Here is a 25,695-nt window from a genome sequence, read left to right as displayed (position 1 = left end):
CGTGAGCAATGACCGCGAAGATCACCGGAGGCATCAACATCGCCATGAAAGTGCCGCCGCATCAGTATGAGGCGACGATCGCCTTCTATCGCGAGGTCGTCGGCCTGAAGCCCTTCACCGCCAAGGCGCCGGCCATCGGCTTCGAGCTCGGCCCCAACAGGCTGTGGATCGACGAAGCGCCGATGCTGAGCCAAGCCGAGATCTGGCTGGAGCCTTTCACGCAGGATTTTCCAGGCACCGCGGATCATCTGGCCAAGGCAGGCGTTGTGCGTTGCGATGCCATCGAGCCATTGGGTGCGGATTTCCGTGGCGGCTGGATCAGCACTCCGGCCAACATCATTCACATGGTGCGCGAACCCGACGCCTGGTGAGCGCCACGACGAGGTCGGACTAATTCCGGGCCCGAGCTTCCGCATCAGAAGCATCATCTCGCTATCAGGCAAGGCAGCCCTGGCTAACCGATCGCGCTGGCCCCTGCTGAGCTCTGTGCTGTCAGCGCCCGTCGCCGGACTTCGCTTTCTTGCGCCGCCGCGCCAGCATGTTGAGTCCCTCGACCAGCGCCGAAAAACCCATCGCCGCGTAGATGTAGCCCTTGGGCACATGATAGCCCATGCCGTCGGCGATCAGCGTCATGCCGATCATCAGGAGGAAGCCCAGCGCCAGCATGACGATGCTCGGGTTCTTGGCGATGAAGTCCGCCAGCGGTCCGGCCGCCAGCATCATCACCGTGACGGCCACGATGACCGCGACATACATGATGGCGATCTCGTCGGTCATGCCGACGGCAGTGATGATGGAATCGATCGAGAAGACGAGGTCGAGCAGCAGGATCTGGAAGATCGCGCCGGCAAGCGAGATCTTGAGCGTTTCGCCCAGCATCGTGTCCTGATGGTCGTCGGGGTCGACTGTGTGATGGATCTCCTTGGTCGCCTTCCATACCAGGAAAAGCCCCCCGGCGATCAGGATCAGGTCGCGCCAGGAAAAGCCGTGGCCGAGCGCGGTGAAGACCGGCGTCGTCAGCTGGACGATGACGGAGATGGTGGCGAGCAGCACCAGGCGCATGATCAGCGCAGCCGAAATGCCAAGGCGCCGAGCGCGAGCTCTCTGCTCCACGGGCAGCTTGTTGGTCAGGATGGAGATGAAGATCAGGTTGTCGATGCCGAGCACGATCTCGAGCACCACCAGCGTCAGCAACGCGACCCAGGCGGTCGGGTCGGAAACGAATTGAAAATGCGGCGCCAGGAATTCGATGAGCTGCATGGAGGTCGTCCCCTACGATCTAGAGCAGTGTCGCCGGCAATTAGGTACTGTGACCCCTCATATCAATGTCACGACCAGAAGGATGGAGCCGCTTCTTCCAGCCGCGGCCCGCGACGAAACGGCGCGATCTTCTCGGTCAGCCCGGTGCGATCGGAAATATCGACACCGACGCCGCACAATGTCGCCGGGCCGGTCGCTGCTTCAAAACGCCCTTTCGGCACCTTCGACAGGAACCGGTTGAGCGGTTCCTCCTTGTCCATGCCAAGCGAGGAATCATAATCGCCGCACATGCCGGCGTCGGAGAGATAGCCGGTGCCGCCATTGAGGATCTGGTGATCGGCTGTGGGCTGGTGCGTGTGGGTGCCGACAACGAGACTGGCGCGGCCGTCGACGAAATGCGCGAAGCACATCTTTTCCGAGGTTGCCTCGGCGTGGAAGTCGATGACGACGGCATCAGCCTGCTCGCCGAGCGGACAGGCGGCGAGTTCACGTTCGCCGGCCTGGAACGGATCGTCGAGCTCGGGATGCATGAATACCCGGCCCATGATGTTGGCGACCAGCACGCGCGCTCCGTTTTTGGCGATATAGACGCCGGAACCGCGCCCGGGCGTGCCTTTGGGAAAATTGGAGGGCCGCAGGAAACGCTGCTCGCGCGGCGCGAAGGCCAGTGCGTCGCGCTGGTCCCAGACATGGTTTCCGGTCGTCACGACATCGCAGCCTGCCGCGATCGTCTCGCGAAAAATCTCCTCGGTGATGCCGAAGCCGCCGGCGGCGTTCTCGCCATTGACGATGACGAAATCGAGTTTGAAATCCGAGATCAGGCCTGGCAGTTGTTCCCACACCGCGGTGCGGCCCGTCTTGCCCACCATGTCCCCGAGGAAGAGAAGTCTCATCTATGCCTGATCCCGAAAAGTTGCATGACTTTTCGGCAAAGATCATGCGTTTCAAAGAACTATCTACAATTTTGGCGCAAAGCCGCGCAACCCGCTCTCGGTGAGTATTTCCGGGATGACCACGTCATGGGACTCGTCCGGAACTTGCGAAACTTCTTGGCAATCGAAGGCGATGCCGACCAACCTGGGCGCATGCCCCTTGTCGGTGAGCTTCGCGATCGCGCGATCGTAATAGCCGGCGCCATAACCGATGCGGTGGCCGCGCGCGTCGAAGGCGGCGAGCGGCACCAGCATGACAGAGGGGTCGAGAACTTCGGCCTCCGCGTGCGGCCCGACCGTGCCAAAGCCCATGTCGACCATCGGCGCGCCGCGCACCAGTTCGCGAAAGACGATGGTGGTTTTGTCGAGAATGGCAGGCAGGCAGAGCCGTGCGCCCTGCTCACGCAAGGCGAACATCAGCGGCCTGACATCGACCTCCGAGCGCATCGGCCAGAAACCGGAGACGATCTGGCCAAGCCTGATCTCCAGATGGTCGCGCGCCGTTTCCGCCATTTCGAGCGCTGCCTCGACTCGCCAGAATTCATCGAGCGCGTCGCGGCGAGCGAGTGCCTCGAGGCGCAGCTGCTTTTTCAGGTCTTTGGGAGAGGTCATGCGGCCAAGGTAGAAAAGGTCAGAGCTGTGTGAGGTCTCAAGCGCGATGTTTTCCACCGCATCATCCACCAGGATGGTGGACGCCTTGCGACAAGTGACGGTCCACACAACCGGTGGAGAGGTCGATCCCGGGTGCCTACAAAGTAGGTGGGTGCCGTGTGAGAAAACCCACGGGTCTTCCCAGGGACAGCTCCCTAAGGATCGTTAAGGCCCCGGGGAAAAGTGTCTCCTGCCGGGAAGCGCAGACCGCCTCGATCAATATAGGCCGATGGCGGCCCAAGCGCCAGAGAGACGGCGCTCTTTCCGCGCCGGTTGGCATCATCGCCTTTGCAGGACCCGCCCTTGCGCCGACCGGAGGGCCTCCTTACGGTCGCCCGGAACGAACCGAGGAGCAAAAATGCGTTTCGAAGGCACGGCGGCCTATGTCGCCGACAAGGATCTGATGGTGGCGGTCAACGCGGCGATCGCGCTGGAACGGCCGCTGCTGGTCAAGGGCGAGCCCGGCACCGGCAAGACGGAACTTGCCCGGCAGGTGGCGGCGGCACTCGGCCTCGACCTCATCGAATGGCATGTCAAATCGACGACGCGGGCGCAGCAGGGTCTTTACGAGTACGACGCCGTGTCGCGGCTGCGCGACAGCCAGCTCGGCGATGTCAGGTTCAACGACATCAAGAACTACATCAAGCGCGGCAAGCTTTGGGAGGCGTTCGCGGCCGGCAAGAAGGTCGTGCTTCTGATCGACGAGATCGACAAAGCCGACATCGAGTTCCCCAACGACCTGCTGCAGGAACTCGATCGGATGGAGTTCTTCGTCTACGAGACCGGCGAGACCATCCGCGCTGCCGTCCGCCCGATCGTCATCATCACCTCCAACAATGAGAAGGAACTGCCGGACGCCTTCCTGCGCCGCTGCTTCTTCCACTACATCCGCTTTCCCGACGTCGATACGCTGCACAGGATTGTCGACGTCCACTATCCCGGCATCAAGCAGAACCTGGTGCGCGCGGCGCTCACCCAATTCTACGAAATCCGTGACGTGCCGGGTCTGAAGAAGAAGCCGTCGACCTCCGAGGCGCTCGACTGGATCCGCCTGCTGGTCGCCGACGACATCGCACCCGAGGATTTGCGCGCAGACGCCAAGAACGCGTTGCCCAAGCTGCACGGTGCGCTGCTCAAAAACGAGCAGGACGTGCACTTGTTCGAGCGTCTGGCCTTCATGGCCAGAAGACAGCAATAGGAAGACAGCAGCAGCGCTTTCCCCGCTTGTGGACCGTTGCCGCCGGCCGAACAGCAAGGCAGCTTCGGCCAGAACCCTTCGGAGGAGATGAAATGTCTGAGATTGTTGTCCGCCCGCTCACGCAATCCGACCACGCCGACTGGCGCCGCCTGTGGACCGACTATCTGACCTTCTATGAAACCAAACTGCCGGAAGAGGTCTATGCCGTCACCTGGAAGCGGCTGTTCACCGAAGGCGAATTCGAGCCGAAGGGTTTTATCGCCACACTCGACGGCAAGGCCGTCGGCCTCACCCATTATCTCTACCACCGCTCCGGTTGGTCGGAGAAAAACAATTGCTACCTGCAGGATCTGTTCGCCGACCCGGATGTGCGCGGCAAGGGCATTGGCGCGGCGCTCATCGAGGCGGTGAAGCAGGAGGCCGGCAAGATCGGGGTGAAAAACGTCTACTGGATGACGCACGAAACCAACGCCACCGCGCGCAAGCTCTACGACCACGTCGCGCGCCGCACCGGCTTTATCGAGTATGATTTGCTGTAACGGTTGGCAATTGAAATAGTCATCCGTGCGCAATATATTGCGCATAGGCAGAGGACGTGATGCTCTGATCGAGACCAACACACGCAAGATCGTCGCGCGGCTTTTGCGCGATGGCTGGCTAAATCTCGGCGGTGGCAAGCATGAGAAATATGAGCATCCGGAAAGGCCTGATGTGATGATCATCGTGCCGCGGCATCGTGAACAATCGCCTGGTGTCGCGCGATCGATCGCCCGGCTCGCCGGATCGGTTTGAGGACGGAACGCATGGCACACTATGTGGGAATTCTCGACGGCGCGGACGATGTTTGGGGGGTGCGGGTTCCTGATCTTCCCGGTTGCCATGGTGGCGGCGCAAACCCCGAAGAGGCGATTGCCGATGCGACATCGGCTGTGCGTGAATGGGTCGAAGCACGATTGGCAAAGGGCGCTTCCTTGCCCAAGGCGCGCAGGCTGGCTGATCTGTTGAGAGCGGACGAGATCGATAGCGCCGCGGGCGAATCCGCCGTCATGATTCCGGTGCTGATTGATTCGGGGCGGCCCGTTCGAGCCAACCTGTCGCTCGACGCGGGCCTCCTGGCGGCGATCGATGCGGAGGCCAGCCGCCGCGGCCTGACGCGCTCTGCCTTCATCGCCAGCGCCGCACGAGAAAAGATCGAGGGCCACAGGTAACGGCCGCCCATGTTCATCCCCTTCTTCCTCGAATTGAAGGCAGCGCGTGTTCCCGTTTCGCTCAGGGAATATCTGTCACTGCTGGAAGGGCTGGAAGCCGGATTGGTCGACTACGACGTCGAGGGTTTTTACTACCTCGCACGCGCCGCCCTGGTGAAGGACGAACGCCACATCGACCGCTTCGACCAGGTGTTCGCGCATGTCTTCAAGGGCATCGAGGCGCTGTGCGGCGCGGACGCCATCGATGTCGCCGTCATTCCCGAGGAATGGCTGCGCCGGCTCGCCGAAAAGCACCTGACCGAGGAGGAGAAAAAACTGGTCGAGGCGCTCGGCGGCTTCGAAAAGCTGATGGAGACGCTGAAGCAGCGGCTCGAGGAACAGAAAGGCCGCCACCAGGGCGGCTCGAAATGGATCGGTACCGGCGGCACCTCGCCCTTTGGCGCCTATGGCTACAACCCCGAAGGCGTGCGCATTGGCCAGCACGAAAGCCGCAACCGTCGCGCGGTAAAGGTCTGGGACAGGCGCGAGTTCAGGAATTTCGACGATGCCGTCGAACTCGGCACCCGCAACATCAAGATCGCGCTGAAGCGTCTGCGCCGCTGGGTACGCGAAGGCGCCGAGGAAGAGTTCGACCTGCCCGGCACCATCCACGCCACCGCCGAGCACGGCTATCTCGATGTGCAGACGCAGCCCGAGCGCCGCAATGCAGTGAAGCTCCTTATGTTCTTCGATGTCGGCGGCTCGATGGACGATCACATCAAAAGCGTCGAAGAGCTGTTTTCGGCCGCCCGCGCCGAATTCCGGCAGCTCGAATATTTCTATTTCCACAACTGCCTCTACGAAGGCGTGTGGAAGGACAATCGCCGCCGCCATGCCGAGACCATCCCGACCTTCGACCTCATTCACAAATATGGCCCCGACTATAAGGTCATCGTCGTTGGCGATGCCTCGATGAGCCCTTACGAGATCGCCCACCCCGGCGGCTCGGTGGAACACTGGAACCCCGAGGCAGGAGCCGTCTGGCTCGGCCGGCTCCTGCAGCAATGGCCGAACGCGGTCTGGCTGAATCCGGAGAGTGAAAAGAATTGGGGCTTTACGCATTCCATCACCATGATCCGCGACATCTTCGGCGGCCGCATGTTCCCGCTAACGCTGGCCGGATTGGAAGGCGCCACCAGGCAATTGTCGCGCAAACATTGAGATGTCCGAAGTGCTCGGGACTGGGCAGATGTGTAACAAACGCCTATCTTCAGGCGAATATCCGGTTGCAACCAAGAACGAGCCGCCAAGGCTGAGGAGATCAAATGGACACCCACACTTACCCCGTCACCCGCTCCGATGCCGAATGGCGCGCCCGGCTGACCCCGGAACAATACGCGGTCATGCGCAACCATGGCACCGAGCGGCCGGGAAGCTGCGCGCTGCTCTATGAGAAGCGCGCCGGCACTTTTTCCTGCGCCGGCTGCGACCAGCCGCTGTTCCAGTCCACGCTGAAATTCGAGAGCGGCACCGGCTGGCCGAGCTTCAACGATCCGGTGCCGGGCTCGGTCGAGAACACCGTCGACCGCAGCTACGGCATGGTCCGCACCGAATGCCACTGCTCTCACTGCGGCAGCCATCTCGGGCATGTCTTCGAGGACGGCCCGCCGCCGACCGGCCTGCGCTATTGCATCAACGGCGTGGCGCTGAAATTCGAGCCGGCGGCCTGAGATCTTTCGATCGGTACGAAAAGGCGGCTTCGGCCGCCTTTTTTGTTGGCAGAGCGCGCAACTGCCCGGCTCGTCAAGCCACGACGGTGGCGATCAGCCAGAGTGCCGACCCCAGCATCATCATCGACGCCTTGGCGCCACCGGCCTTCTCGGCGGTCCGCCAGACGGCACATGTCAGGAAGATGTTGTAGGGCACCGGCGCGAAATGTATCGCCAGCACCAGGGCGAGCGGCATCTTGAGGATGAGCAGGATGAGCGCTGTTATCGATGACGCGATGCTGATGGCGGTGGCGACGAAGACCATGTCCCGCCAGAACAACTGGTCGAGGGACACCTCGCCGCACCAGCGCGAGCGAAAGAAGCCGGCTTTGCGGCCCGTCTTCCCAGAAACGCCGGCCGCCGGATCAAAGTCGTCAATCAATCGGGCCTCGCTTGTGGAGCACCGGGGTTTCGACCGTATCGACGGCGGGACATCGCGAAAATCGACGCGGATGATGGAGAAATCCGCCGCCCGAACCTGTACGATCACAGAACTGTGACCCATATCGTATTCTATTATTCGCAACGCAAGCATGGAGGGGTTCGGCATGAGCGACCAGGTCTACAACGTTCTCTTTCTCTGCAACGCCAACTCGGCCCGCTCGATCATGGGTGAAGCCATCTTGAACCGGATCGGAGCTGGCCGCTTCAAGGCCTATTCCGCGGGCGCACGACCGAAAGGCACCGTCAACCCCTATACAATTCAGCTGCTGGAGAGCCTGAACTACGACACCTCGTTCGCCCGCTCGAAGAGCTGGGACGAATTTTCCGGACCTGGCGCGCCGGAGATGAACTTCGTCTTCACAGTCTGCGACAGCGCGGCGAATGAAAGCTGTCCGGTCTGGCCAGGCCATCCGATGACCGCGCTTTGGGCGGTGCCGGATCCTGCCCAGGCCGGCGGCACGGACGCCGAGCAGCATCTCGCTTTCGCCGACACCTATCGCATGATGAGCAACCGCATCGCATTGCTGGCAAATCTGCCGATAGCATCGCTCGATAATCTGGCCCTGCAGCAACATCTGGATGAAATCGGCCGTGATGAGCAGCGGCCGGGCTGAAAGCGGAATCTCCTGCATAAGCGAGCGGGCGGGCGACCAGATTTACGGCCGTGCCGCGTTCCGCAGGACTGCGACAACGGCGCGTTCGACACGCGAGCATTCCGTCACCAGCCAGTCGGTCATCGCCGGCCAGTTGTCCTCGGCAAAGCAATTGACCCGCCACATCGAATTGATGCCGAGGCCTTCGCAGCTTTGTTCCGGCCTCAGCCGCAGCCTGTCTTCGATCGCCGGCTGGAACGGCTTTAGCCGCGACCAGCTTTGCGTGGCGCCGAACTTCTCGTTGCGGCCGAAGAAGACGCCGACATGGTTCTGCGCCGGCGCGACATACATGGAAAGGACCAATGCGAAGTCGGGCAGCCCGCGCTGCCAGAACCAGGGTCCGCGCCTCGCCAGCCGAACTCTTTCTTCCGGATGCCGTTCGGCGAACAACGACCAGAAGCCGCGATGGTGGAATTCCGAGGCGCGACGGCCGCCGAAGTCGAATTCGCTCATGGTTCGATGCCGCTCCAGCATCACCCAGGTCAAGACCGTTGCTGAGCCCTTACAGGCTCTTACACCATGCCGAGCGCGGCCATGTACAGATCGAGGATGGCATCCTCCTCCTGGCGCTCGGCCTGGTCCTTCTTGCGCAGACGGATGATGGTGCGAATTGCTTTGGTGTCGAAGCCGGTGCCCTTGGCCTCGGCGAACACTTCCTTGATGTCGTCGGAAATCGTCTTCTTTTCTTCCTCGAGCCGCTCGATGCGCTCGATCAAGGCACGCAGCTGGCCGGCGGCAACAGTCTGGCTGGTCTCGGTGATATCGTCGGCCATGTTTTTCTCCAAAGATCGGTTCCGCGCCGCGACTCGGGGAACGTGCCGCGGCGAATTTCAGCGGTTCGATGCCCGACCGGGGCCGGCGGGTCAAGCTGTTATCGAACGGCTCGCCAAGGGCTGCCGACAGAAGCCGACAGCCTGCCCGTTCCTTGCGAGCTCTCAGTTGAACGCGATCAGCAGATCCTTCGCATCGATCTGGTCGCCGGCCTTGACCAGCACCTCGGCAACCGTACCGTCACGCTCGGCGTGCAGCGCCGTCTCCATCTTCATCGCTTCTATAGAGAGCAGCACGTCGCCGGCCTTGACCGCCTGGCCGGCGGCGACCGCGAGCGCCGAAACCACACCCGGCATGGGCGCCCCGATATGCGCCTCGTTGCCGGGCTCGGCCTTGCGGCGCGCCTTGGCGGCGGAAGCGCCGTGCGCGCGGTCGGGCACCTTCACACGCCGCGGCTGGCCGTTGAGCTCGAAGAACACGGTGACCATGCCCTTGTCATCGACATCGCCGAACGCCTGGCAGCGCACGACCAGCGTCTTGCCCTTTTCGATGTCGACGAAAATCTCGTCTTCCGATTTCATGCCGTAGAAATAGGTCGGCGTCGGCAGAACGCTGACCGGGCCGTAGGTTTCCTGCGCGGCGACGAAGTCGGAAAACACTTTCGGATACATCAGCCACGAGGCGAACTCGTATTCCGACAGCTTGCGCTCGAGCTTGTCCTCGATCTCCTTGCGGCTCTTCTCGAGGTCAGCCGGCTTCAGCAACGAGCCGGGTCGCGCCGTGATCGGCTTGTCGCCCTTCAGTGCTTTCTTCTGCAGCGCCTGCGGCCAACCGCCAGGGGACTGGCCGAGGTCGCCGCGCAGCATCGAGACGACCGAGTCCGGGAACGCGATGTCCCGGGCCGGATTCTCGACATCGGCAACGGTCAGGTCCTGGCTCACCATCATCAGCGCCATGTCGCCGACGACCTTCGAGGACGGCGTCACCTTGACGATGTCGCCGAACATCAGGTTGACGTCATGATAGGTCTGCGCCACCTCGTGCCAGCGTGTCTCCAGCCCCAGCGAACGGGCTTGTTCCTTCAGATTGGTGAACTGTCCGCCCGGCATTTCGTGCAGGTACACCTCGGAAGCCGGACCTTTCAGGTCGCTCTCGAAGGCGGCGTACTGGTTGCGAACGGCTTCCCAGTAGAACGAGATTTTGCGGATCCATTGCGGATCGAGGCCCGGATCGCGTTCGGTGCCCTTCAGCGCTTCGACGATCGAACCCAGACATGGCTGCGAGGTGTTGCCGGAGAAGGCGTCCATCGCCGCGTCGATAGCGTCGACGCCGCTTTCCACCGCCGCCAGCACGGTTGCCGCCGACAGGCCCGATGTGTCGTGGGTGTGAAAATGAATCGGCAGGTCGGTCGCCTCGCGCAGCGCCTTGAACAGCACGCGCGCGGCGGACGGCTTCAACAGGCCGGCCATGTCCTTGACCGCGATGATATGGGCGCCGGCTGCCTGCAATTCCCTGGCGAGCCCAACGTAATATTTCAGGTCGTACTTGGCCCGCGCCGGATCGAGAATGTCGCCGGTATAGCACATCGCCGCTTCGATCAGCTTGCCCTCGGCGCCCACGGCGTCCATGGCGACGCGCATGTTCTCGACCCAGTTCAGGCAGTCGAAGACACGGAACAGGTCGACGCCGCCCGCTGCTGCCTGCTTGACGAAATGCTGCACGACATTGTCGGGATAATTGGTGTAGCCGACACCGTTGGCGCCGCGCAGCAGCATCTGCAGCAACAGGTTGGGGGCTGCTTCCCGCACCAGCGACAGCCGCTCCCACGGATCCTCAGTGAGGAAGCGCATGGCGACGTCGAAAGTGGCGCCGCCCCAGCATTCGAGCGACAGCAGCTGCGGCAAGGCGCGCGCATAGGTGCCGGCGATGCCGGCAATGTCATGCGTGCGCACGCGGGTGGCGAGCAGCGACTGGTGGCCGTCGCGCATCGTCGTGTCGGTGACCAGCACTTCCTTCTGCTCGCGCATCCAGGCGGCGAACTTCTCCGGCCCGAGCACGTCGAGCTTCTGCTTGCCGCCGCTCGGCACATTGCCGTTGAGATAGGGCACCACCGGTGGCGCCGCGTCGGCCTTGGGCGTCGGCCTGCCGCGCGTCTCGGGATGGCCGTTGACGCTGACATCGGCCAGATAGTTGAGGAGCTTGGTGGCACGGTCCTGGCGCTTTACCTGCTGGAACAGCTCCGGCGTCGTGTCGATGAACCTCGTCGTATAGGAATTGTCGGCGAAGCTCGGGTGATTGATGATCGCTTCGAGGAAAGTGAGGTTCGTGGCGACGCCGCGGATGCGGAACTCGCGCAAGGCACGGTTCATGCGCGCGATCGTCTCGGCCGGCGTCGGCGCCCAGGCCGTGACCTTTTCCAGCAGCGGATCGTAGAAACGGGTGATGACCGCGCCGGAATAGGCCGTGCCGCCATCGAGACGGATGCCGAAGCCGGTGGCGCCGCGATAGGCGGTGATGCGGCCATAGTCCGGAATGAAATTGTGTTCGGGGTCTTCCGTGGTGATGCGGCACTGCAAGGCATGGCCGTTCAGCCGGATGTCCCTCTGCGCCGGCACGCCCGATTCCGGCGTGCCGATGGCGAAGCCATCGAGGATGTGGATCTGCGCCTTCACGATGTCGATGCCGGTCACCATCTCGGTAACGGTGTGCTCGACCTGGATGCGCGGATTGACCTCGATGAAGTAGAATTTGCCGGTATCGGCATCCTGCAGGAATTCGACTGTGCCGGCGCCGATATAGCTGGTCTCGCGCGCGATCTTCAGCGCGTAGCCGCAAAGCTCCTGGCGCAGGTCCTCGCTGAGATAGGGCGCCGGCGCGCGCTCGACGACCTTCTGGTTGCGGCGCTGGATCGAGCAATCGCGTTCGAACAGGTGCACCGCATTGCCGTGCGTGTCGCCAAGCACCTGCACCTCGACATGGCGGGCGCGCTCGATCAGCTTTTCGAGATAGACCTCGTCCTTGCCGAAAGCGGCTTTCGCCTCGCGCTTGCCTTCCATGACCTCGCGGGCGAGGTCGGCCTCGGAGCGGATGGCGCGCATGCCACGGCCGCCGCCACCCCACGATGCCTTCAGCATGACCGGATAGCCGACCGTCTTGGCGAGTTCCTTGACCGCCTCCATGTCGTCCGGCAACGGATCGGTCGCCGGCACCACCGGCACGCCGACCTCGATGGCGAGATTGCGCGCGGCGACCTTGTTGCCCAGCCGGCGCATCGTGTCGGGCTTCGGGCCGATGAAGGTGATGCCGGCTTGCGCGCAGGCCTCGGCGAATTCGGGGCTTTCCGACAGCAGCCCGTAGCCGGGGTGGATGGCGTCGGCGCCTGAAAGCCTGGCGACGCGGATCACCTCCTCGATCGACAGATAGCTCTCGATCGGCCCCATGTCCTTGTTGAGATGCGGGCCGCGCCCGACCTGATAGCTCTCGTCGGCCTTGAAACGGTGCAGGGAGTATTTGTCTTCCTCGGCCCAGATCGCCACGGTTTTGAGGCCCAGCTCATTGGCCGCGCGAAAGACGCGGATGGCGATTTCTGACCGGTTGGCGACGAGGATCTTCGTGATGGCCAAGGACTGGGCTCCAGCAGCGGAAGGGACGGGAAATCGGGGCAATGATTAACGTGAAAATGCTGCAGTGCAAACAAAATCGACGCCGATTTAAACCGATTTAAATCATTTATTCGGCCCACACTCGCACGCATTCGTTCGAACGGACGGAACAATGGCGACAATTTCGATCCTGGATGCGATCTTCCCAACCAAGGAAAGCTGGCAGGAAGGTCACCGCTGCCAGGGCGCTAAAGAAAATGCCCGGCGCAACGCGCCGGGCATCGTTTGTTTCGTATCCGAATGAATTACGACTTCGGGAACCAGGAATACTTCCCGTCGTCCTTCTTCTTCCATTCGTACATGATGTAGCCCGGCAGCTTCGGATCGCCCTTGGCGTCATAGGCGAGATCGCCCAGAACGGTGGGGAACGGGCCGTTTTCATGCATTGCCTTGGCAACGGCCTGCGGGTCGTTCGTCTTGGCGGCAGCGGCCGCCTCTGCGACCACCTGCACGGCGGCATAGGCGTAGAGCGTGTAGGCTTCCGGCTCGAAACCCTGCGCGCGGAACTTCTCGACGAGTTCCTTGTTGGCCGGGATCAGCCGCGGGTCGGGGCCGAACGTGTTGAGCGTGCCGGCGACGGCGTCGCCCGCGATCGCGGCGAGTTCGTCCGTCACGATGCCGTCACCCGACATCATCGGTGCCTTGAGGCCCTGGTCCGCGGACTGGCGGATGATCAGGCCGGCTTCGGTGTGCAGGCCACCCCAGTAGATCAGGGTGACGCCGGCTTCCTTCATCTTGGCGATAAGCGCCGAGAAGTCCTTGTCGCCGACATTGACGCCTTCATACATCACTTCCTTGATGCCGGCGGCGTTCATCGCCTTCTTGGTTTCGTCCGCGAGGCCCTGGCCATAAGGGGTCTTGTCATGGATCACGGCGACTTTGGCATCCTTGAAGTTCGCGGCGATATAGGCGCCGGCGATGCTGCCCTGCTGGTCGTCGCGTCCGCAGGTGCGGAACACGTTCCACAGGCCGCGCTCGGTGAACTTCGGATTGGTCGCGGCCGGTGTGATTTCGACGATGTTGTTTTCAGCGTAGACTTCCGAGGCCGGGATCGACACGCCCGAGTTGAAGTGGCCGATCACGAACTTGACGCCGTCGCCGACGAACTTGTTGGCGACCGAGATGCCTTGCTTCGGATCGGAGACATCGTCGCCGACTTCGAGCTTGATCTGCTCGCCATTGATGCCGCCCTTGGCATTGATCGCGGCGACGGCCGCTTCGGCGCCCTTCTGCAGCTGTGCGCCGAAGGCCGCGTTCGGGCCGGTGATCGGACCGGCAACACCGAACATTACATCAGCCCACGCATTGCCGCCGAACGCGACGAGCGCGGTCAGGGCGACGGCGGACAATAGTGACTTTTTCATTGAAACGCTCCCATTAACGGAGTGGGCGTGGATGAAGCTTTCATGCGATGCCCACCCTTATCGCAGAAAGCATAGTTTGCCCATTTTCAGGCACTTGTCACGCCGATTCATCCCCGAAACGGCGTTTATGATGAACGTCAACCTTTCGGTTTCCAGCTCAAAAGCGAAGCTCTTTCGTAGAGCCAATTATATTGCGTGACCATCTGGTTGGTTCGCGTGTATTGATAGCCGACGAAGCCCAGTATCATCAGCACGATTGTGTCGACGATATAGTAATGCAGCGAGAACATCGTGCCGTCGAACAGCGCATGATGGATGAAGCGGATACCGATACCGAGCCCGAGCAGATAGGCAAAAAGCTGGATGAAGCTGCGCCATGTCTGGGCGCTGGCCTTGCCGGTCATCCAGGCCGCCCAGCCGCCGAGCAGGCAGGTGACGAAGAAGAACTGCCAGATCGACGGTTCCTCGTAGAGAATGCCTTGCATGGGAAGTCTCCTGAACTCAGTGATGTCCGCCTTCGAGATAGGCGGCGCGCACTTCCGGATTGGCAAGCAGCTCCTTGCCGGTGCCGCTCATCATCACATTGCCGTTGACCATGACATAGCCGCGCGTGGCAAGTTTGAGCGCGCCGAACGCATTCTGCTCGACTAGGAACACGGTCAGCCCTTGGGTGCGGTTCAACTCGCGGATGGCATCGAAGATCTGCTTGACGATCAGCGGCGCCAGGCCCAGCGACGGCTCGTCGAGCAGAAGCAGTTTCGGCCGCGCCATCAATGCGCGCCCGATCGACAGCATCTGCTGCTCGCCGCCAGACAAGGTCCCGCCACGCTGGGCGATGCGCTCCTTCAGTCTGGGGAACAGCGTGAACACCTTCTCGACATCCTCGCCATAGTATTTGAGGTTGTCGAGGCTGGCGCCCATCTGCAGGTTTTCCATCACCGTCATGCGCGGAAAGATGCGCCGGCCCTCGGGTGACTGGGCAATTCGCATGCGTGCGATTTCATGCGTCGGCAACTGGGTGATATCGGTCCCGGCGAAGGTGATGGTGCCCGTGCGGGCGCGTGGAGCGCCGAAGATGGTCATCATAAGCGTCGACTTGCCGGCGCCGTTGGCGCCGATCAGCGCCACGATCTCACCTTGCTTGACGGTGACGTTGACACCGTTCAGCGCACGGATGTTGCCGTAATAGGTCTCCACGCCCTTGATATCGAGCAGCGTTGTCGTGGCCATCACTTGCCCCCTCCACGCTTGCCCTGAACGGGCTTGCCTGTGCTCGCGGCCTTGCCTGAAGCATGGCTGGTCGTCACCTTGCCTGCATCGACGCGGCGCGAGAATTCCGTGTCCTTGCCCTGGCCGAGCAGCCTCGCCTGCTTGACCCACTCCTCGCGCGCGATGCGTCCGTCAAAGGCGAGATAGGCCTCGACCGCCTCGACGTCGGCCTTCTTCCAGGCACCAATCTGGTCGAAGTGGAAGATGCCGTGTTCGTTGAGCTTCTTCTCGTTGACAGTACCGATGCCCTTGATGCGGGTCAGATTGTCGGCCTTGCCGCCACGGGGGGCAGCGAGGCGGTTCGAAACGCCCTCGGCCTTCGCGGCAAGTGCCTTGGCAGCCGTTTTCCTTGGCGCCGCTTTCTTCGCGGCGGGCTTGGCCGGCGCCGGTGTCGGTGCGACAGGCCTGCTTGCCACGGTGGCGGCGCGAGCGTCGACCTGCGCTGCCTTTGAGGCGCCTTTCGACACAGTCACCCGCTCGCCCGTACTGTGACCGACGGTATCGCTCACCGGTCCCGCCAGATACGACGAAGATGTCCCCGGGCCATGCGCGGAGTCGGGACCGGTATCGAGCTGTTCGATGACGTCCTCGTCGCCGACTTCGGTGAGCACGGTCTCGACCTCCTCGTCGTCGACGCCGAGATAGGCGGCGATGACACGAGGGTCGGTGCGCACCGACTGCGGATTGCCGTCGGAGATCTTGCGGCCATATTCCAGCACCACGACATGGTCGGAAATCTGCATGACCACCGACATGTCGTGCTCGATCAAGAGGATCGAGGTGCCAGTCGTATGCTTGATCCCCATCAGCAGTTCGTTGAGAGCCGCCGATTCCTTCGGGTTGAGGCCGGCCGCCGGTTCGTCGAGGCACAGAAGCTCGGGACCGGTGCACATGGCGCGCGCGATTTCGAGCCGCCGCTGCGCGCCGTAGGGCAAGTCGCCGGCCGGATCGTCGGCACGATCGACGAGATCGGCCTTTTCCAGCCAATGCTTGGCAAGCTCCACCGATTCGGCCGAGGCCTTGCGGTAGCCGCTGAAGCCGAACAGGCCCAGGATCGTATAGCCAGACGCTTTCATCAGCTTGTTGTGCTGGGCGACGAGCAGGTTCTCAAGCAGCGTCATGCCCGAGAACAGGCGGATGTTCTGGAAGGTGCGCGCCACTTTGGCGCGCGCCGGGATCTCGTGGTTGGGCAGCCGTTCCAACAGGTAGCTGGAACCGTCGGCCCGGTTGAGCGTGATCATGCCTTCCGAGGGCTTGTAGAAGCCGGTGATGCAGTTGAACACTGTGGTCTTGCCGGCGCCGTTGGGGCCGATCAGCGCGGTGATTTCGCCGCGCCTGGCGGTGAAGGACAGGTCGCCGATAGCGACCAGGCCGCCGAACTTCATCGACAGATGATCGACTTGCAGGATAGCGTCGTTCATTTGTGCGTTCGCGTTCATCAGCCGTGACCCTCCTTGGTGAAGGAGCTTGAGACCGCCCTTCGCTCCTTGAGGAAGGCGGTTGGTTCACGACTGCCGACAAAGCCGCGCGGCTTCCACAGCATGACGATCACCATGGCCATGCCGAACAGAAGCATGCGGTAGAGTTCCGGTGTGAAATCGGGTCCGAAGACCTGCTTGAGGAAGTCAAGTTCGCGCAGCGCCTCGGTACCGCCGATCATCACCATCGCGGCAACGGCGATGCCGACCAGCGACCCCATGCCGCCAAGGACGACGATGGCCAGGATAATGGCCGATTCCAGGAAGACGAAGGATTCCGGGCTGACAAAACCTTGCCGGGCGGCGAAGAAGGAGCCGGCGAAACCGCCGAACATGGCGCCGGTGGCAAAGGCGGTGAGCTTGGTCGTGGTGGTGTTGATGCCGAGCGAGCGGCACGCGATCTCGTCCTCGCGCAGCGCTTCCCAGGCACGTCCGACCGGCAGGCGCCTCAGCCTGATGGTGACGAAGGCGGTGAGCATGCAAAGCGCCAGGATCAGGTAGTAGAGGAAGATCTTGTAGTAGGCGCTCGAGGTCGCGAGGTGCAGAACCTTGGCGATGTAGTTGGGGTCCGACACGTTGAAGGTCATCAGGCCGAAGAAGGTGACTTTCGGGATGCCGGAGATACCGGCCGAGCCGTTGGTCACGTCGCGCCAGTTGATCAGCACGAGGCGGATGATCTCGCCGAAGGCGAGCGTCACGATCGCCAGATAGTCGCCGCGCAGGCGCAGCACGGGAAAGCCGAGCAGCACCCCCCAGAGCGCGGCCATGGCGCCCGCGGCGGGCAACAATATCCAGAACGACAAGCCGAAATGCGTGGCGAGAAGCGCATAGGCATAGGCGCCAAGCGCATAAAAAGCGACGTAGCCGAGATCGAGCAGACCGGCGAGGCCGACGACGATGTTCAGTCCCCAGGCCAGCATCACATAGATCAGGATCTGGATGCCGAAATTATCGACCCATTTCAACGAACCCTGCAACCCTCCGGTGATCGACCAGGCGTTGAGTGACAGCACCGCGACGACGAGGATCGGGTACAGCACCAACGCAGAGATGCCCAATTTGGTGAAGTTGGCATGGATGAAGGCGCGGAAGTAATAGATCGCGCAGGCCAGCACATAGATGACCGCCAGGGCACGCAGGAATTGCAGATAGCCGGCCGGTTCTGCCCCAACCCATCCGGCGAGAGAGCTGTTGAACACGAACAGCAGCACCATGGCGACGACTGCTCCGATGAAGGTCGGCAGGGTGAAGAAGCGGGATGCCACACTTGCCGGCATGAGCCCGGTGGCGACATCGGCGATCTTCTGGTTAGCCATGAATGGCTGGCCGTAGGCGACATAGAGGAAACGCCCGACGGCCGTGGCGATCACGACCGCGGCAAGCAGGCCCCAGCGTTGCACCACGACCAGTTCGTTGGACATGTTCTGGTCGGTCTTGAGGCCGATGAACAGCACGAACAGGCCAAGCGCTATGGCGCCGGCATAGAAGCCCTCGCGCAGGGCGCGCTGCATGGGGCTGGCGACGGTGTCGCTCGCACGAGATACGGTCACGGCCATGATCTCACACCTTTTCGACTTCTGGCCGGCCCAATATGCCGGAAGGCAGGAAGATCAGCACGATGGCCAGGATCGAGAACGCCGCGACGTCCTTGTAGTCGATCGAGAAATAGGCCGACCACATGCTCTCGATGAAGCCGATCAGGAGCCCGCCGAGCACGGCGCCCGGAAGCGAGCCGATGCCGCCAAGCACCGCGGCCGTGAAGGCTTTCACGCCCGGCACGAAGCCGTCCGAGAAGGCGATGACGCCGTAATACATCAGGAACAGCGTGCCGGCGACGGCGGCAAGGGCCGCACCCATGATGAAGGTGATCGAGATGGTGCGATCGACGTCGATGCCAAGCAGTGCGGCCATCTTGCGGTCCTGCTCGCAGGCGCGTTGCGCCCGACCAAGCGAGGTCTTGTTGACCAGGTACCAGAACAGCGCCAGCAGCAAAGCAGTGACGATGACGATGATGATCTGCTTCAGCGACACGCTGACGCCGTTGATGTTGTAGACCTGGCTGACCATCGGCGGGATCGGCTTGTTGCGCGGGCCCTGCGTCACCTGGACGAAGTTCGACAGCGCGATCGACATGCCGATGGCGGTGATCAGCGGCGCCAGCCGGAACGAACCGCGCAGCGGCCGGTAGGCCACCTTCTCGATCGTCCAGTTGTAAAGGCTGGTGAGCAGCATCGCCACGATCATCATGACCAGCAGCGCGATGACCACGGGCACCGAATAAAACAGCGCGCCGAGGATGAGGAAGACGATCAGCGCCGTGAAGGCGCCCACCATGAAGATGTCGCCATGGGCGAAATTGATCATGCCGATGATGCCGTAGACCATCGTGTAGCCGATCGCGATCAGCCCATAGATCGATCCCAGCGTCAGCCCGTTGATAAGCTGCTGGACAAAGTACTGCATGTGTACATGGCTCCCCTGGAATGTCGCCCATGCAGACGCATTCCTTTTCGTATTTCCCCTAGTCGTAAAGTTTCGAGGCCGGATTGCAACGTGATTTTTCTGATCGCTGCGCGTGTTTCCAACTCACGTCTTCCCGATCGCCCCTTTTCGTACCCAACCCCTGGACTATCGCGGACCCTACCATTGGCATAACGCAATGTCTTTGACGATTGAACCGCATAATGCGCTCCGTTTCGAAGAAATCACCGTCAAAATTAGGTGATGAGAAGAATCGTTGCGTTCCTGACACGGTTCGCTTTTTCGTCACACTCCTTTCCGCAAGGTCAGGATTCTCCTACTTGACCACAAAACCATGCGCGAACGGATCGCGGTCGTCGATGAAGATCGTGTTCAGTCCGGTCATGCGTGCCCAGCCGCCGATCGACGGGATGATTGCCGGCTTGCCAGCCACGGCGACCTCCCTTTCGACCTTGCCCTTGAACAGCGACCCGATGATCGATTCATGGACGAAGGCATCGCCGGCCTTGAGCTTGCCCTTGGCGTGAAGCTGCGCCATGCGTGCCGAGGTGCCGGTGCCGCAGGGCGAGCGGTCTATCGCCTTGTCTCCGTAGAAGACGGCGTTGCGCGCATCCGCGCCCTCGACCGTCGGCTTGCCGGTCCACAGCATGTGCGACAGCCCTGTGATCCCGGGATTCTCCGGATGCACGAAGGAATACTTCTCATTGAGCCGCTGCCGCGCCACCGGGCTCCAGGCGATGAGGTCGCCGGCGGAATGATCGGCCATGTCGCGATAGTTCGCCTGCGGTTCGACAATGGCGTAGAAATTGCCGCCATAGGCAACATCGACGGTGATCTCGCCGAGACCGGGGCAGTCGACCGTCAGGCCTTCGGCATAAAGGAAGGACGGCACATTGGTGATGCGCACCTCCTCGACATACTCGCCGACCTGCTTGTATTCGGCGATGACCAGGCCGGCCGGCGTGTCGAGCCGCAGCACGCCCGGCGTCTTCGGCTTGATCAAACCGTGCTCGATGGCCATCGTCACCGTACCGATGGTGCCGTGGCCGCACATGGGCAGGCAACCGGACGTCTCGATGAACAGGATGGCGATGTCGCAATCCTCGCGTGTCGGCGGGTAGAGGATCGAGCCGGACATCACGTCATGGCCGCGCGGCTCGAACATCAGGCCGGTGCGGATCCAGTCATATTCGGCGAGGAAATGCGCGCGCCGTTCCATCATCGTCGAGCCCTGCAGCAGCGGCCCGCCGCCGGCGACCAGCCGCACCGGATTGCCGCAGGTGTGGCCGTCGATGCAGAAGAAGGATTTCTTGGCCATGTCGCTCCTCGAGATCAAAACCGTTGTGGGCTGAAGGGGGCCAGATCAACGGACGAAGTCTGCCCCAGAACGAATTCCCTGATCAACCGCCCGGTTGCCGCAGCCTGGGTCAGGCCGAGATGGCCATGACCGAAGGCGTAGATCACCGACCGGCTTCGGGTCGCCTTGCCGATGACGGGCACCGAATCCGGCAGCGAGGGCCGGAACCCCATCCATTCGCGCCCGCCCGAGGGATCGAGCCCCGGGAGGAATTTCCGCGCCTTCTGCAAGAGCGCTTTCGACCTGTTGAAATTGGGCGGCCGCTCGATGCCGCCGAGTTCCACTGCACCGCCGACGCGCAGGCCTGTTTCGAGCGGGGTGATGACGAAGCCATGGCCGGAAAAGATCAGCTGCCGCCTCACGTCGAAGGCGCTCGCCGGCAGCGTCGTGTTGTAGCCGCGTTCGGTCTCCAGCGGAATGCGATCGCCAAGCTGCCGCGCCAGGAGGTGCGACCAGGCGCCCGCGGCAATGACGATGTACCTGGCTTGTCTTGTCGAACCATCGGCCAGCGTCAGCACAGCGCCTTCCTGATCCGCCGTGACCCGGTCAATGCGGGCCATCTCGAAGCGGGCGCCCTTGGACTGCGCGTAAGCCCATACTGCCTTGCCGAGCAGTTTTGGATCGGCAACGGTCTTCCATCCAGGCACGAAGGTGCCCTTGACGAAACGCGGCGACAGCCCCGGCTGCAAGTCCGCAAGGTTCTCGCCCTCGACATGGCGAAAGCCGATGCCGAAGCGCTCGCGCGCCGCCCAGCCGGACAGCGAGGCGCGGAATTCCGCCTCGCTTTCGTAGAGCTCCAGCGAGCCGTCCGCGCGCAGCATCGACCGCGTGCCGGAACGATCGAGCAGGTCCATCCATTCGGCCTCGGCGAGCTTCATCATGCCGGCCTGCGCCGTCAGGCTCGCCTCGTATTTCGCTGGCGCGCCGGCGCGCCAGAACCGGATCAGCCAGGGCAGCAGCTTCGGCAGGTAGGCGGGCGGGATGCTGAGCGGGCCGAGTGGATCGGCGAGCCATTTCGGCAGCTGCCCGATCATGCCCTTGTGTGCCAGCGGCAGCACGTCGGAAAAGGCAAAGGCGGCGGCGTTGCCGGAGCTCGTCTCCTCGCAGATGCCGGTGCGGTCGAAGACCGTGACGTCAAGCCCAGCCTCGGCAAGGAAGGCCGCCACGCAGATGCCGATGATGCCGCCGCCGATGATGGCGATGTCTGTCCCTTCTCCCCGTTCACGGGGAGAAGGTGCCCGAAGGGCGGGGCGGCGGCCCGCTTCTGTCGACTTGGAATTTCCTGTCACCTGGGCGCTGCCCCTCATCTGGCTGCCGCCATCTTCTCCCCGCGAACGGGGAGAAGAGAACTTTCCTCAGAACTGCGGCAGCGTCGGCCGCACCGCCAGCGCATCCTTGACGATCTTCTCGACCGCCTTGCGGCGTTCTCCCGACAGCGGCATGCGCGGCATGCGGACCCGGTCATTGGTGTTGATGGCGAACACTTCGGCAAGCTTGATGTTCTGCACCAGATAGGTCGAGACATCGAGATCGAGCAGCGGCCGGAACCAGCGGTAGATGGCGAGCGCCTCTTCGCGACGACCATGCTTCATCAGCTGGTAGATGGCGACGGTCTCGCGCGGGAAGGCGGTGACCAGGCCGGCCACCCAGCCGATGGCACCCACCGACAGCGCCTCGAAGGCGAGATTGTCGACGCCGGTGAACAGGTCGTAGCGGCTGCCCAGGCGGTTGATGATCTCGGTCGAGCGGCGGATGTCGTCGGAGGATTCCTTGATGGCGACGAACCGCTTGTCCGATGCAAGCTCTTCCATCTGGTCGACGGTGACGTCGACGCGGTAGGCGAGCCGGTTGGAGTAGATCATGACCGGCAGGTCGCCGGCCTCGGCGACGGCCCGCAGCGCCGCCACCGTCTCTTCCGCGTTGGTGTGGTAGATCGGGCTCGGCACCACCATTAGGCCGTTGGCGCCTTCCTTGGCGGCGCGCTTGGCGATGCCGGCGGCTTCGCGGGTGCCGGCCTCGTTGACCGTCAGCAGGACCGGCTTCTTGCCTGCGACCTTCTGCGCGGTCTTCAGCACCTCGATCTTCTCGTCAGGCGACAGCATCGGCCCCTCGCCGAGCGAGCCGCAGACGATGATGCCGTCGCAGCCGGCTTCCATCTGCAGGCTGAAGCAACGCTCCATCTCGGCATGATCGAGCCGGTCGTCGGCGGTGAATTTGGTCGTGACGGCGGGGAAAACTCCGGTCCACATGGCTATTTCTCCATCTGATATATCAGACGTATATCTGCAGGGAAAGCCGCTGTCAATACGGAATCCATTATGATATATCCTAAATATATCAGGAGGCCGCCTTTGATATCCATAGAAGCAAGCACCGTATCCGAGCCTGCCGCGACCAAGGCCTACCGTGTCCTCGAACATATGATCGTGACGCTCGAACTGGCCCCGGCGAGTTTTGTCACCGAGGGTTCCTTGATCGAGCGGCTGGCGCTCGGCCGCACGCCGGTGCGCGAGGCGATCCAGCGGCTGGCCTGGGAGGGACTGCTCGATGTCCGGCCGCGTGCCGGCATTGCGATCGCGCCACTGCATCCGGGCGACTGGCTGCGCGTGCTCGATGCCCGGCGCGGCGTCGAGGTGGTGCTCGCCCGTTCGGCCGCCCGCTTCGTCACCCGCGAGGCCGCCGATCTGTTTCACGAGGCGGCGCTCGCCATGCAGAAAGCAGTGATATCAGGCAATGTGCTCGCCTTCATCCAGGCCGACAAGGCGCTCGATGAGGCGCTGGCGCTGGCCGCCGACAACCCGTTCGCCGCCCGGCTGGCCGCCCCCCTGCAGACCCACAGCCGCCGCTTCTGGTTCCGCTACAAGGCCGACACCGGACTGGCGGAATCTGCTGAGCATCACGTTGCGCTGATCCGCTCCATCCTGGACGGCGACGAGGAAGGCGCCGCCAAGGACGCCAAGAAACTGATGGCGCTGCTGCGCGGCCATGCCGAGGTGGCCGCGACGCGCTGACTGCAAAGGCAAATAGTTCAGGCGCCCGGCAAGGCCGCCTTGATCGTTGAGCTGTCCCAGCCTTCGCCGACCGACAGGATGCAACTCTGGCCCTTCGTGTCGGAAGCCAGAACCGTCCAGCTGCCTTGGTCGGAAACGAACACTTCGAGGACCACATTGGGATTGATCAAGCCACGCCCGGCTTCGCTTTCGTGGAAGTTCTCGCCGAGCGCTTTCACGATATCGGCGCGTGCCGCGCATTGCCCGGCCGCATTTGCCTGAGCAGCGCCCGAGCCCATCGCTATCGCCGCAACGAACATGGTCGCAATAAGACGTCGTGTCATCTGACACCTCCTTGCGCCGGACGATGCAATGCCACCGGCCGCCGTCGGCGCCCTGGTTGTCTGCCGCGCCTCCTCCACGGCAGGATTGCAGCCCTAAGTCCCGCGAGCCCCGCCGGTTCCATCACATTAGCGTTTGCAAAACAAAAGGCCCAAGTCCGGGGACTTAGGCCTCAGGTTCACTCGATCTTCTCATCCGCCTTGCGGCGAGGACGACCGGACAAAAAGGGTCCGGCTAGTTCATCGTCGGGATGACGAACTCGGCACTATCCTTGATGCCGGCCAGCGCGCCCGCAGCCGAAGGCGAGGACGCGCAGACGAGAGAAAGCGTCCGGTTAGTTCATCGTCGGAATGACGAACTCGGCACCGTCCTTGATGCCGGACGGCCAGCGCGAGGTCACCGTCTTGGTCTTGGTGTAGAAGCGGAACGCGTCCGGGCCGTGCTGGTTGAGGTCGCCGAAGGAAGATGCCTTCCAGCCGCCGAAGGTGTAGTAGGCGATCGGCACCGGGATCGGCACATTGATGCCGACCATGCCGACCTGGACACGGCTAGCGAAGTCGCGCGCCGCGTCGCCGTCGCGGGTGAAGATGGCAACGCCATTGCCCATCTCATGGTCGTTGGCGAGCTTGAGGGCATTCTCATAGGTCGGCGCCCGCACCACGGACAGCACCGGCCCAAAAATCTCTTCCTTGTAGATGCGCATGTCGGGCGTGACATTGTCGAACAGGCAGCCGCCCATATAGTAGCCGTCCTCATAACCCTGCATCCTGAAGCCGCGGCCGTCGACGACCAGCTTGGCGCCTTCCTTGACGCCGGTGTCGACGTAGCCCTTGACGCGCTCCAGCGCCTGGGCGGTGACCAGCGGGCCGAAATCGGCAGCCGAGTCCGTCGACGGACCGACCTTCAGGCTCTCGACGCGAGGAACGAGCTTCTCCATCAGCCGGTTGGCGGTGTCGTTGCCGACGGGGACCGCCACCGAGATCGCCATGCAGCGTTCACCGGCCGAGCCGTAGCCGGCGCCGATCAGCGCGTCGACGGTCTGGTCCATGTCGGCGTCGGGCATGATGATCATGTGGTTCTTGGCGCCGCCGAAGCACTGCACACGCTTGCCGGCCGCACAGCCGCGCGCATAGATGTACTGGGCGATCGGCGTCGAGCCGACAAAGCCGACGGCCTTGATGTCCGGATCGTCGAGGATAGCGTCGACCGCCTCCTTGTCGCCATTGACGACGTTGAGGATGCCGGCCGGCAGACCGGCCTCCAGGAACAGTTCGGCGATGCGCATCGGCACGCCCGGATCGCGCTCGGAAGGCTTCAGAATGAAGGCGTTGCCGCAGGCCAGCGCCGGGGCAATCTTCCACAGCGGGATCATCGCCGGGAAGTTGAACGGCGTGATGCCGGCGACGACGCCAAGCGGCTGGCGCATCGAATAGGCGTCGATGCCGGGGCCGGCACCATCGGTGAACTCGCCCTTCATCATATGCGGGGCGCCGATGCAGACTTCGACCACTTCGAGGCCGCGCTGGATGTCGCCCTTGGCGTCGGCGATGGTCTTGCCATGTTCGCGCGCCAGGATTTCGGCCAGTTCATCATAGTCGCGGGCGACCAGTTCGAGAAACTTCATCAGCACGCGCACGCGGCGCTGCGGGTTGGTGGCCGCCCACTTCGGCTGCGCCGCCTTGGCGTTCTCGACCGCCGCGCGCAGTTCCGCCTGCGAGGCCAGCGCCACCGTGCCCCGCACGGTGCCGTCCATCGGCTGCATGACGTCCTGCTTGCGGCCGCTGGTGCCGGCGACACGCTTGCCGCCGATGAAATGACCGTAGTCGATCATGATTTCTCTCCCTTTGTTTGTGATGGCGGCATTGTCCGCCTTTGCGGCGGCGAAGG

General features: G+C 62.8%; 27 protein-coding genes, 1 other RNA gene and 1 pseudogene. 10 read left to right on the top strand and 19 right to left on the bottom strand.

The features are described 5' to 3' along the window. The first annotated feature begins 8 nt into the window (after positions 1 to 8). Entirely contained in the window at positions 9 to 371 is a 363-nt protein-coding gene (locus C7I87_RS29620; RefSeq protein ID WP_149907552.1) for a hypothetical protein, read from the top strand. A gap of 121 nt (positions 372 to 492) precedes the next feature. Here the strand turns inward: C7I87_RS29620 and C7I87_RS29615 are convergent, their stop codons facing one another. The 4 genes from C7I87_RS29615 to ssrS form a co-directional block, all read right to left on the bottom strand. Beyond that, positions 493 to 1,260, bottom strand: a complete 768-nt coding sequence (locus C7I87_RS29615; RefSeq protein WP_149907551.1) for a TerC family protein — start codon at positions 1,258 to 1,260, stop codon at positions 493 to 495. A gap of 68 nt (positions 1,261 to 1,328) precedes the next feature. Beyond that, entirely contained in the window at positions 1,329 to 2,153 is an 825-nt protein-coding gene (locus C7I87_RS29610) for a TIGR00282 family metallophosphoesterase (protein WP_149907550.1), read from the bottom strand. Between the two features lie 63 nt (positions 2,154 to 2,216). Beyond that, entirely contained in the window at positions 2,217 to 2,804 is a 588-nt protein-coding gene (locus C7I87_RS29605) for a 5-formyltetrahydrofolate cyclo-ligase (protein WP_149907566.1), read from the bottom strand. A 95-nt stretch (positions 2,805 to 2,899) separates the two neighbouring features. Continuing rightward, positions 2,900 to 3,055, bottom strand: a non-coding RNA gene (gene ssrS, locus C7I87_RS29600) — 6S RNA. Positions 3,056 to 3,201: 146 nt separating this feature from the next. Between ssrS and C7I87_RS29595 the strand changes: the two genes are divergently transcribed. From C7I87_RS29595 to msrB, 6 genes are all read left to right on the top strand, one after another. Beyond that, entirely contained in the window at positions 3,202 to 4,041 is an 840-nt protein-coding gene (locus C7I87_RS29595) for an AAA family ATPase (RefSeq protein WP_127278130.1), read from the top strand. A 92-nt stretch (positions 4,042 to 4,133) separates the two neighbouring features. After that, on the top strand, positions 4,134 to 4,580 hold the full coding sequence (locus C7I87_RS29590) for a GNAT family N-acetyltransferase (protein WP_149907549.1): 447 nt from the start codon (positions 4,134 to 4,136) through the stop codon (positions 4,578 to 4,580). A 25-nt stretch (positions 4,581 to 4,605) separates the two neighbouring features. Beyond that, on the top strand, positions 4,606 to 4,833 hold the full coding sequence (locus C7I87_RS29585; RefSeq protein ID WP_246696451.1) for a type II toxin-antitoxin system HicA family toxin: 228 nt from the start codon (positions 4,606 to 4,608) through the stop codon (positions 4,831 to 4,833). A gap of 23 nt (positions 4,834 to 4,856) precedes the next feature. Further along, complete coding sequence (locus C7I87_RS29580) at positions 4,857 to 5,249, top strand: type II toxin-antitoxin system HicB family antitoxin (RefSeq protein ID WP_246696450.1); 393 nt, start codon at positions 4,857 to 4,859, stop codon at positions 5,247 to 5,249. Between the two features lie 9 nt (positions 5,250 to 5,258). Further along, positions 5,259 to 6,449, top strand: coding sequence for a vWA domain-containing protein (locus C7I87_RS29575; RefSeq protein ID WP_149907547.1), 1,191 nt, complete (start codon positions 5,259 to 5,261; stop codon positions 6,447 to 6,449). Between the two features lie 104 nt (positions 6,450 to 6,553). Next, a complete protein-coding gene (gene msrB / locus C7I87_RS29570) occupies positions 6,554 to 6,958 on the top strand; it encodes a peptide-methionine (R)-S-oxide reductase MsrB (RefSeq protein WP_149907546.1) in 405 nt (134 codons plus the stop codon). Between the two features lie 73 nt (positions 6,959 to 7,031). Here the strand turns inward: msrB and C7I87_RS29565 are convergent, their stop codons facing one another. After that, the gene (locus C7I87_RS29565) at positions 7,032 to 7,376 is read right to left on the bottom strand and encodes a hypothetical protein (protein ID WP_149907564.1); all 345 of its coding nucleotides are present in this window, start codon (positions 7,374 to 7,376) and stop codon (positions 7,032 to 7,034) included. 169 nt (positions 7,377 to 7,545) lie between these two features. Here C7I87_RS29565 and C7I87_RS29560 point away from each other — a divergent pair, with 169 nt between their 5' ends. Further along, positions 7,546 to 8,055, top strand: coding sequence for an arsenate reductase ArsC (locus C7I87_RS29560; RefSeq protein WP_149907545.1), 510 nt, complete (start codon positions 7,546 to 7,548; stop codon positions 8,053 to 8,055). A 42-nt stretch (positions 8,056 to 8,097) separates the two neighbouring features. Here C7I87_RS29560 and C7I87_RS29555 read toward each other — a convergent pair whose 3' ends face one another. From C7I87_RS29555 to pyc, 3 genes are all read right to left on the bottom strand, one after another. After that, complete coding sequence (locus C7I87_RS29555) at positions 8,098 to 8,547, bottom strand: hypothetical protein (protein ID WP_149907544.1); 450 nt, start codon at positions 8,545 to 8,547, stop codon at positions 8,098 to 8,100. A gap of 59 nt (positions 8,548 to 8,606) precedes the next feature. Continuing rightward, positions 8,607 to 8,867, bottom strand: a complete 261-nt coding sequence (locus C7I87_RS29550) for a DUF2312 domain-containing protein (protein ID WP_015315223.1) — start codon at positions 8,865 to 8,867, stop codon at positions 8,607 to 8,609. A 162-nt stretch (positions 8,868 to 9,029) separates the two neighbouring features. Continuing rightward, a complete protein-coding gene (gene pyc, locus C7I87_RS29545; protein WP_149907543.1) occupies positions 9,030 to 12,488 on the bottom strand; it encodes a pyruvate carboxylase in 3,459 nt (1,152 codons plus the stop codon). 151 nt (positions 12,489 to 12,639) lie between these two features. Here pyc and C7I87_RS36550 point away from each other — a divergent pair, with 151 nt between their 5' ends. Further along, the gene (locus C7I87_RS36550; protein ID WP_281409073.1) at positions 12,640 to 12,771 is read left to right on the top strand and encodes a hypothetical protein; all 132 of its coding nucleotides are present in this window, start codon (positions 12,640 to 12,642) and stop codon (positions 12,769 to 12,771) included. A gap of 1 nt (position 12,772) precedes the next feature. On the opposite strand, the gene C7I87_RS29540 is transcribed toward C7I87_RS36550, so the two are convergent. From C7I87_RS29540 to C7I87_RS29500, 9 genes and pseudogenes are all read right to left on the bottom strand, one after another. After that, positions 12,773 to 13,891: a branched-chain amino acid ABC transporter substrate-binding protein gene (locus C7I87_RS29540; RefSeq protein WP_149907542.1), complete on the bottom strand. Its 1,119-nt coding sequence runs from the start codon at positions 13,889 to 13,891 to the stop codon at positions 12,773 to 12,775. A gap of 137 nt (positions 13,892 to 14,028) precedes the next feature. Further along, positions 14,029 to 14,376, bottom strand: coding sequence for a DUF6867 family protein (locus tag C7I87_RS29535; RefSeq protein WP_149907541.1), 348 nt, complete (start codon positions 14,374 to 14,376; stop codon positions 14,029 to 14,031). Between the two features lie 16 nt (positions 14,377 to 14,392). Continuing rightward, complete coding sequence (locus tag C7I87_RS29530; protein ID WP_149907540.1) at positions 14,393 to 15,121, bottom strand: ABC transporter ATP-binding protein; 729 nt, start codon at positions 15,119 to 15,121, stop codon at positions 14,393 to 14,395. Then, on the bottom strand, positions 15,121 to 16,599 hold the full coding sequence (locus C7I87_RS29525; RefSeq protein ID WP_149907539.1) for an ATP-binding cassette domain-containing protein: 1,479 nt from the start codon (positions 16,597 to 16,599) through the stop codon (positions 15,121 to 15,123). Before C7I87_RS29525 ends, C7I87_RS29530 begins: the two co-directional genes overlap by 1 nt. Further along, positions 16,599 to 18,110 (bottom strand): annotated as a pseudogene (gene livM / locus C7I87_RS29520) (high-affinity branched-chain amino acid ABC transporter permease LivM); the annotation flags it as partial. The pseudogene livM and the gene C7I87_RS29525, both read right to left, overlap by 1 nt. A gap of 88 nt (positions 18,111 to 18,198) precedes the next feature. Then, on the bottom strand, positions 18,199 to 19,101 hold the full coding sequence (locus C7I87_RS29515) for a branched-chain amino acid ABC transporter permease (RefSeq protein ID WP_149907537.1): 903 nt from the start codon (positions 19,099 to 19,101) through the stop codon (positions 18,199 to 18,201). 334 nt (positions 19,102 to 19,435) lie between these two features. Continuing rightward, the gene (locus C7I87_RS29510) at positions 19,436 to 20,437 is read right to left on the bottom strand and encodes a 4-hydroxyproline epimerase (protein WP_149907536.1); all 1,002 of its coding nucleotides are present in this window, start codon (positions 20,435 to 20,437) and stop codon (positions 19,436 to 19,438) included. A gap of 14 nt (positions 20,438 to 20,451) precedes the next feature. Further along, positions 20,452 to 21,783 carry an NAD(P)/FAD-dependent oxidoreductase gene (locus C7I87_RS29505; RefSeq protein ID WP_188394051.1) on the bottom strand — a complete coding sequence of 444 codons (1,332 nt, stop codon included), beginning with the start codon at positions 21,781 to 21,783 and terminating at the stop codon, positions 20,452 to 20,454. A 48-nt stretch (positions 21,784 to 21,831) separates the two neighbouring features. Then, positions 21,832 to 22,725 (bottom strand): dihydrodipicolinate synthase family protein, encoded by an 894-nt coding sequence (locus C7I87_RS29500; RefSeq protein WP_149907535.1) that lies wholly within the window; start codon positions 22,723 to 22,725, stop codon positions 21,832 to 21,834. A 69-nt stretch (positions 22,726 to 22,794) separates the two neighbouring features. Here C7I87_RS29500 and C7I87_RS29495 point away from each other — a divergent pair, with 69 nt between their 5' ends. After that, complete coding sequence (locus tag C7I87_RS29495) at positions 22,795 to 23,487, top strand: GntR family transcriptional regulator (RefSeq protein ID WP_188394050.1); 693 nt, start codon at positions 22,795 to 22,797, stop codon at positions 23,485 to 23,487. Between the two features lie 17 nt (positions 23,488 to 23,504). Here the strand turns inward: C7I87_RS29495 and C7I87_RS29490 are convergent, their stop codons facing one another. Continuing rightward, positions 23,505 to 23,810 (bottom strand): hypothetical protein, encoded by a 306-nt coding sequence (locus C7I87_RS29490; protein ID WP_149907533.1) that lies wholly within the window; start codon positions 23,808 to 23,810, stop codon positions 23,505 to 23,507. Positions 23,811 to 24,142: 332 nt separating this feature from the next. Beyond that, the gene (locus C7I87_RS29485; RefSeq protein ID WP_149907532.1) at positions 24,143 to 25,639 is read right to left on the bottom strand and encodes a CoA-acylating methylmalonate-semialdehyde dehydrogenase; all 1,497 of its coding nucleotides are present in this window, start codon (positions 25,637 to 25,639) and stop codon (positions 24,143 to 24,145) included. Positions 25,640 to 25,695: the final 56 nt, after the last annotated feature.

Origin of the sequence: Mesorhizobium sp. SARCC-RB16n (assembly GCF_008520305.1) — a bacterium.
Taxonomy (GTDB): Bacteria; Pseudomonadota; Alphaproteobacteria; order Rhizobiales; family Rhizobiaceae; genus Mesorhizobium.
The sequence above is the reverse complement of the archived record's forward strand: the minus strand, read 5'-3'. Positions and strand labels throughout refer to the sequence as shown.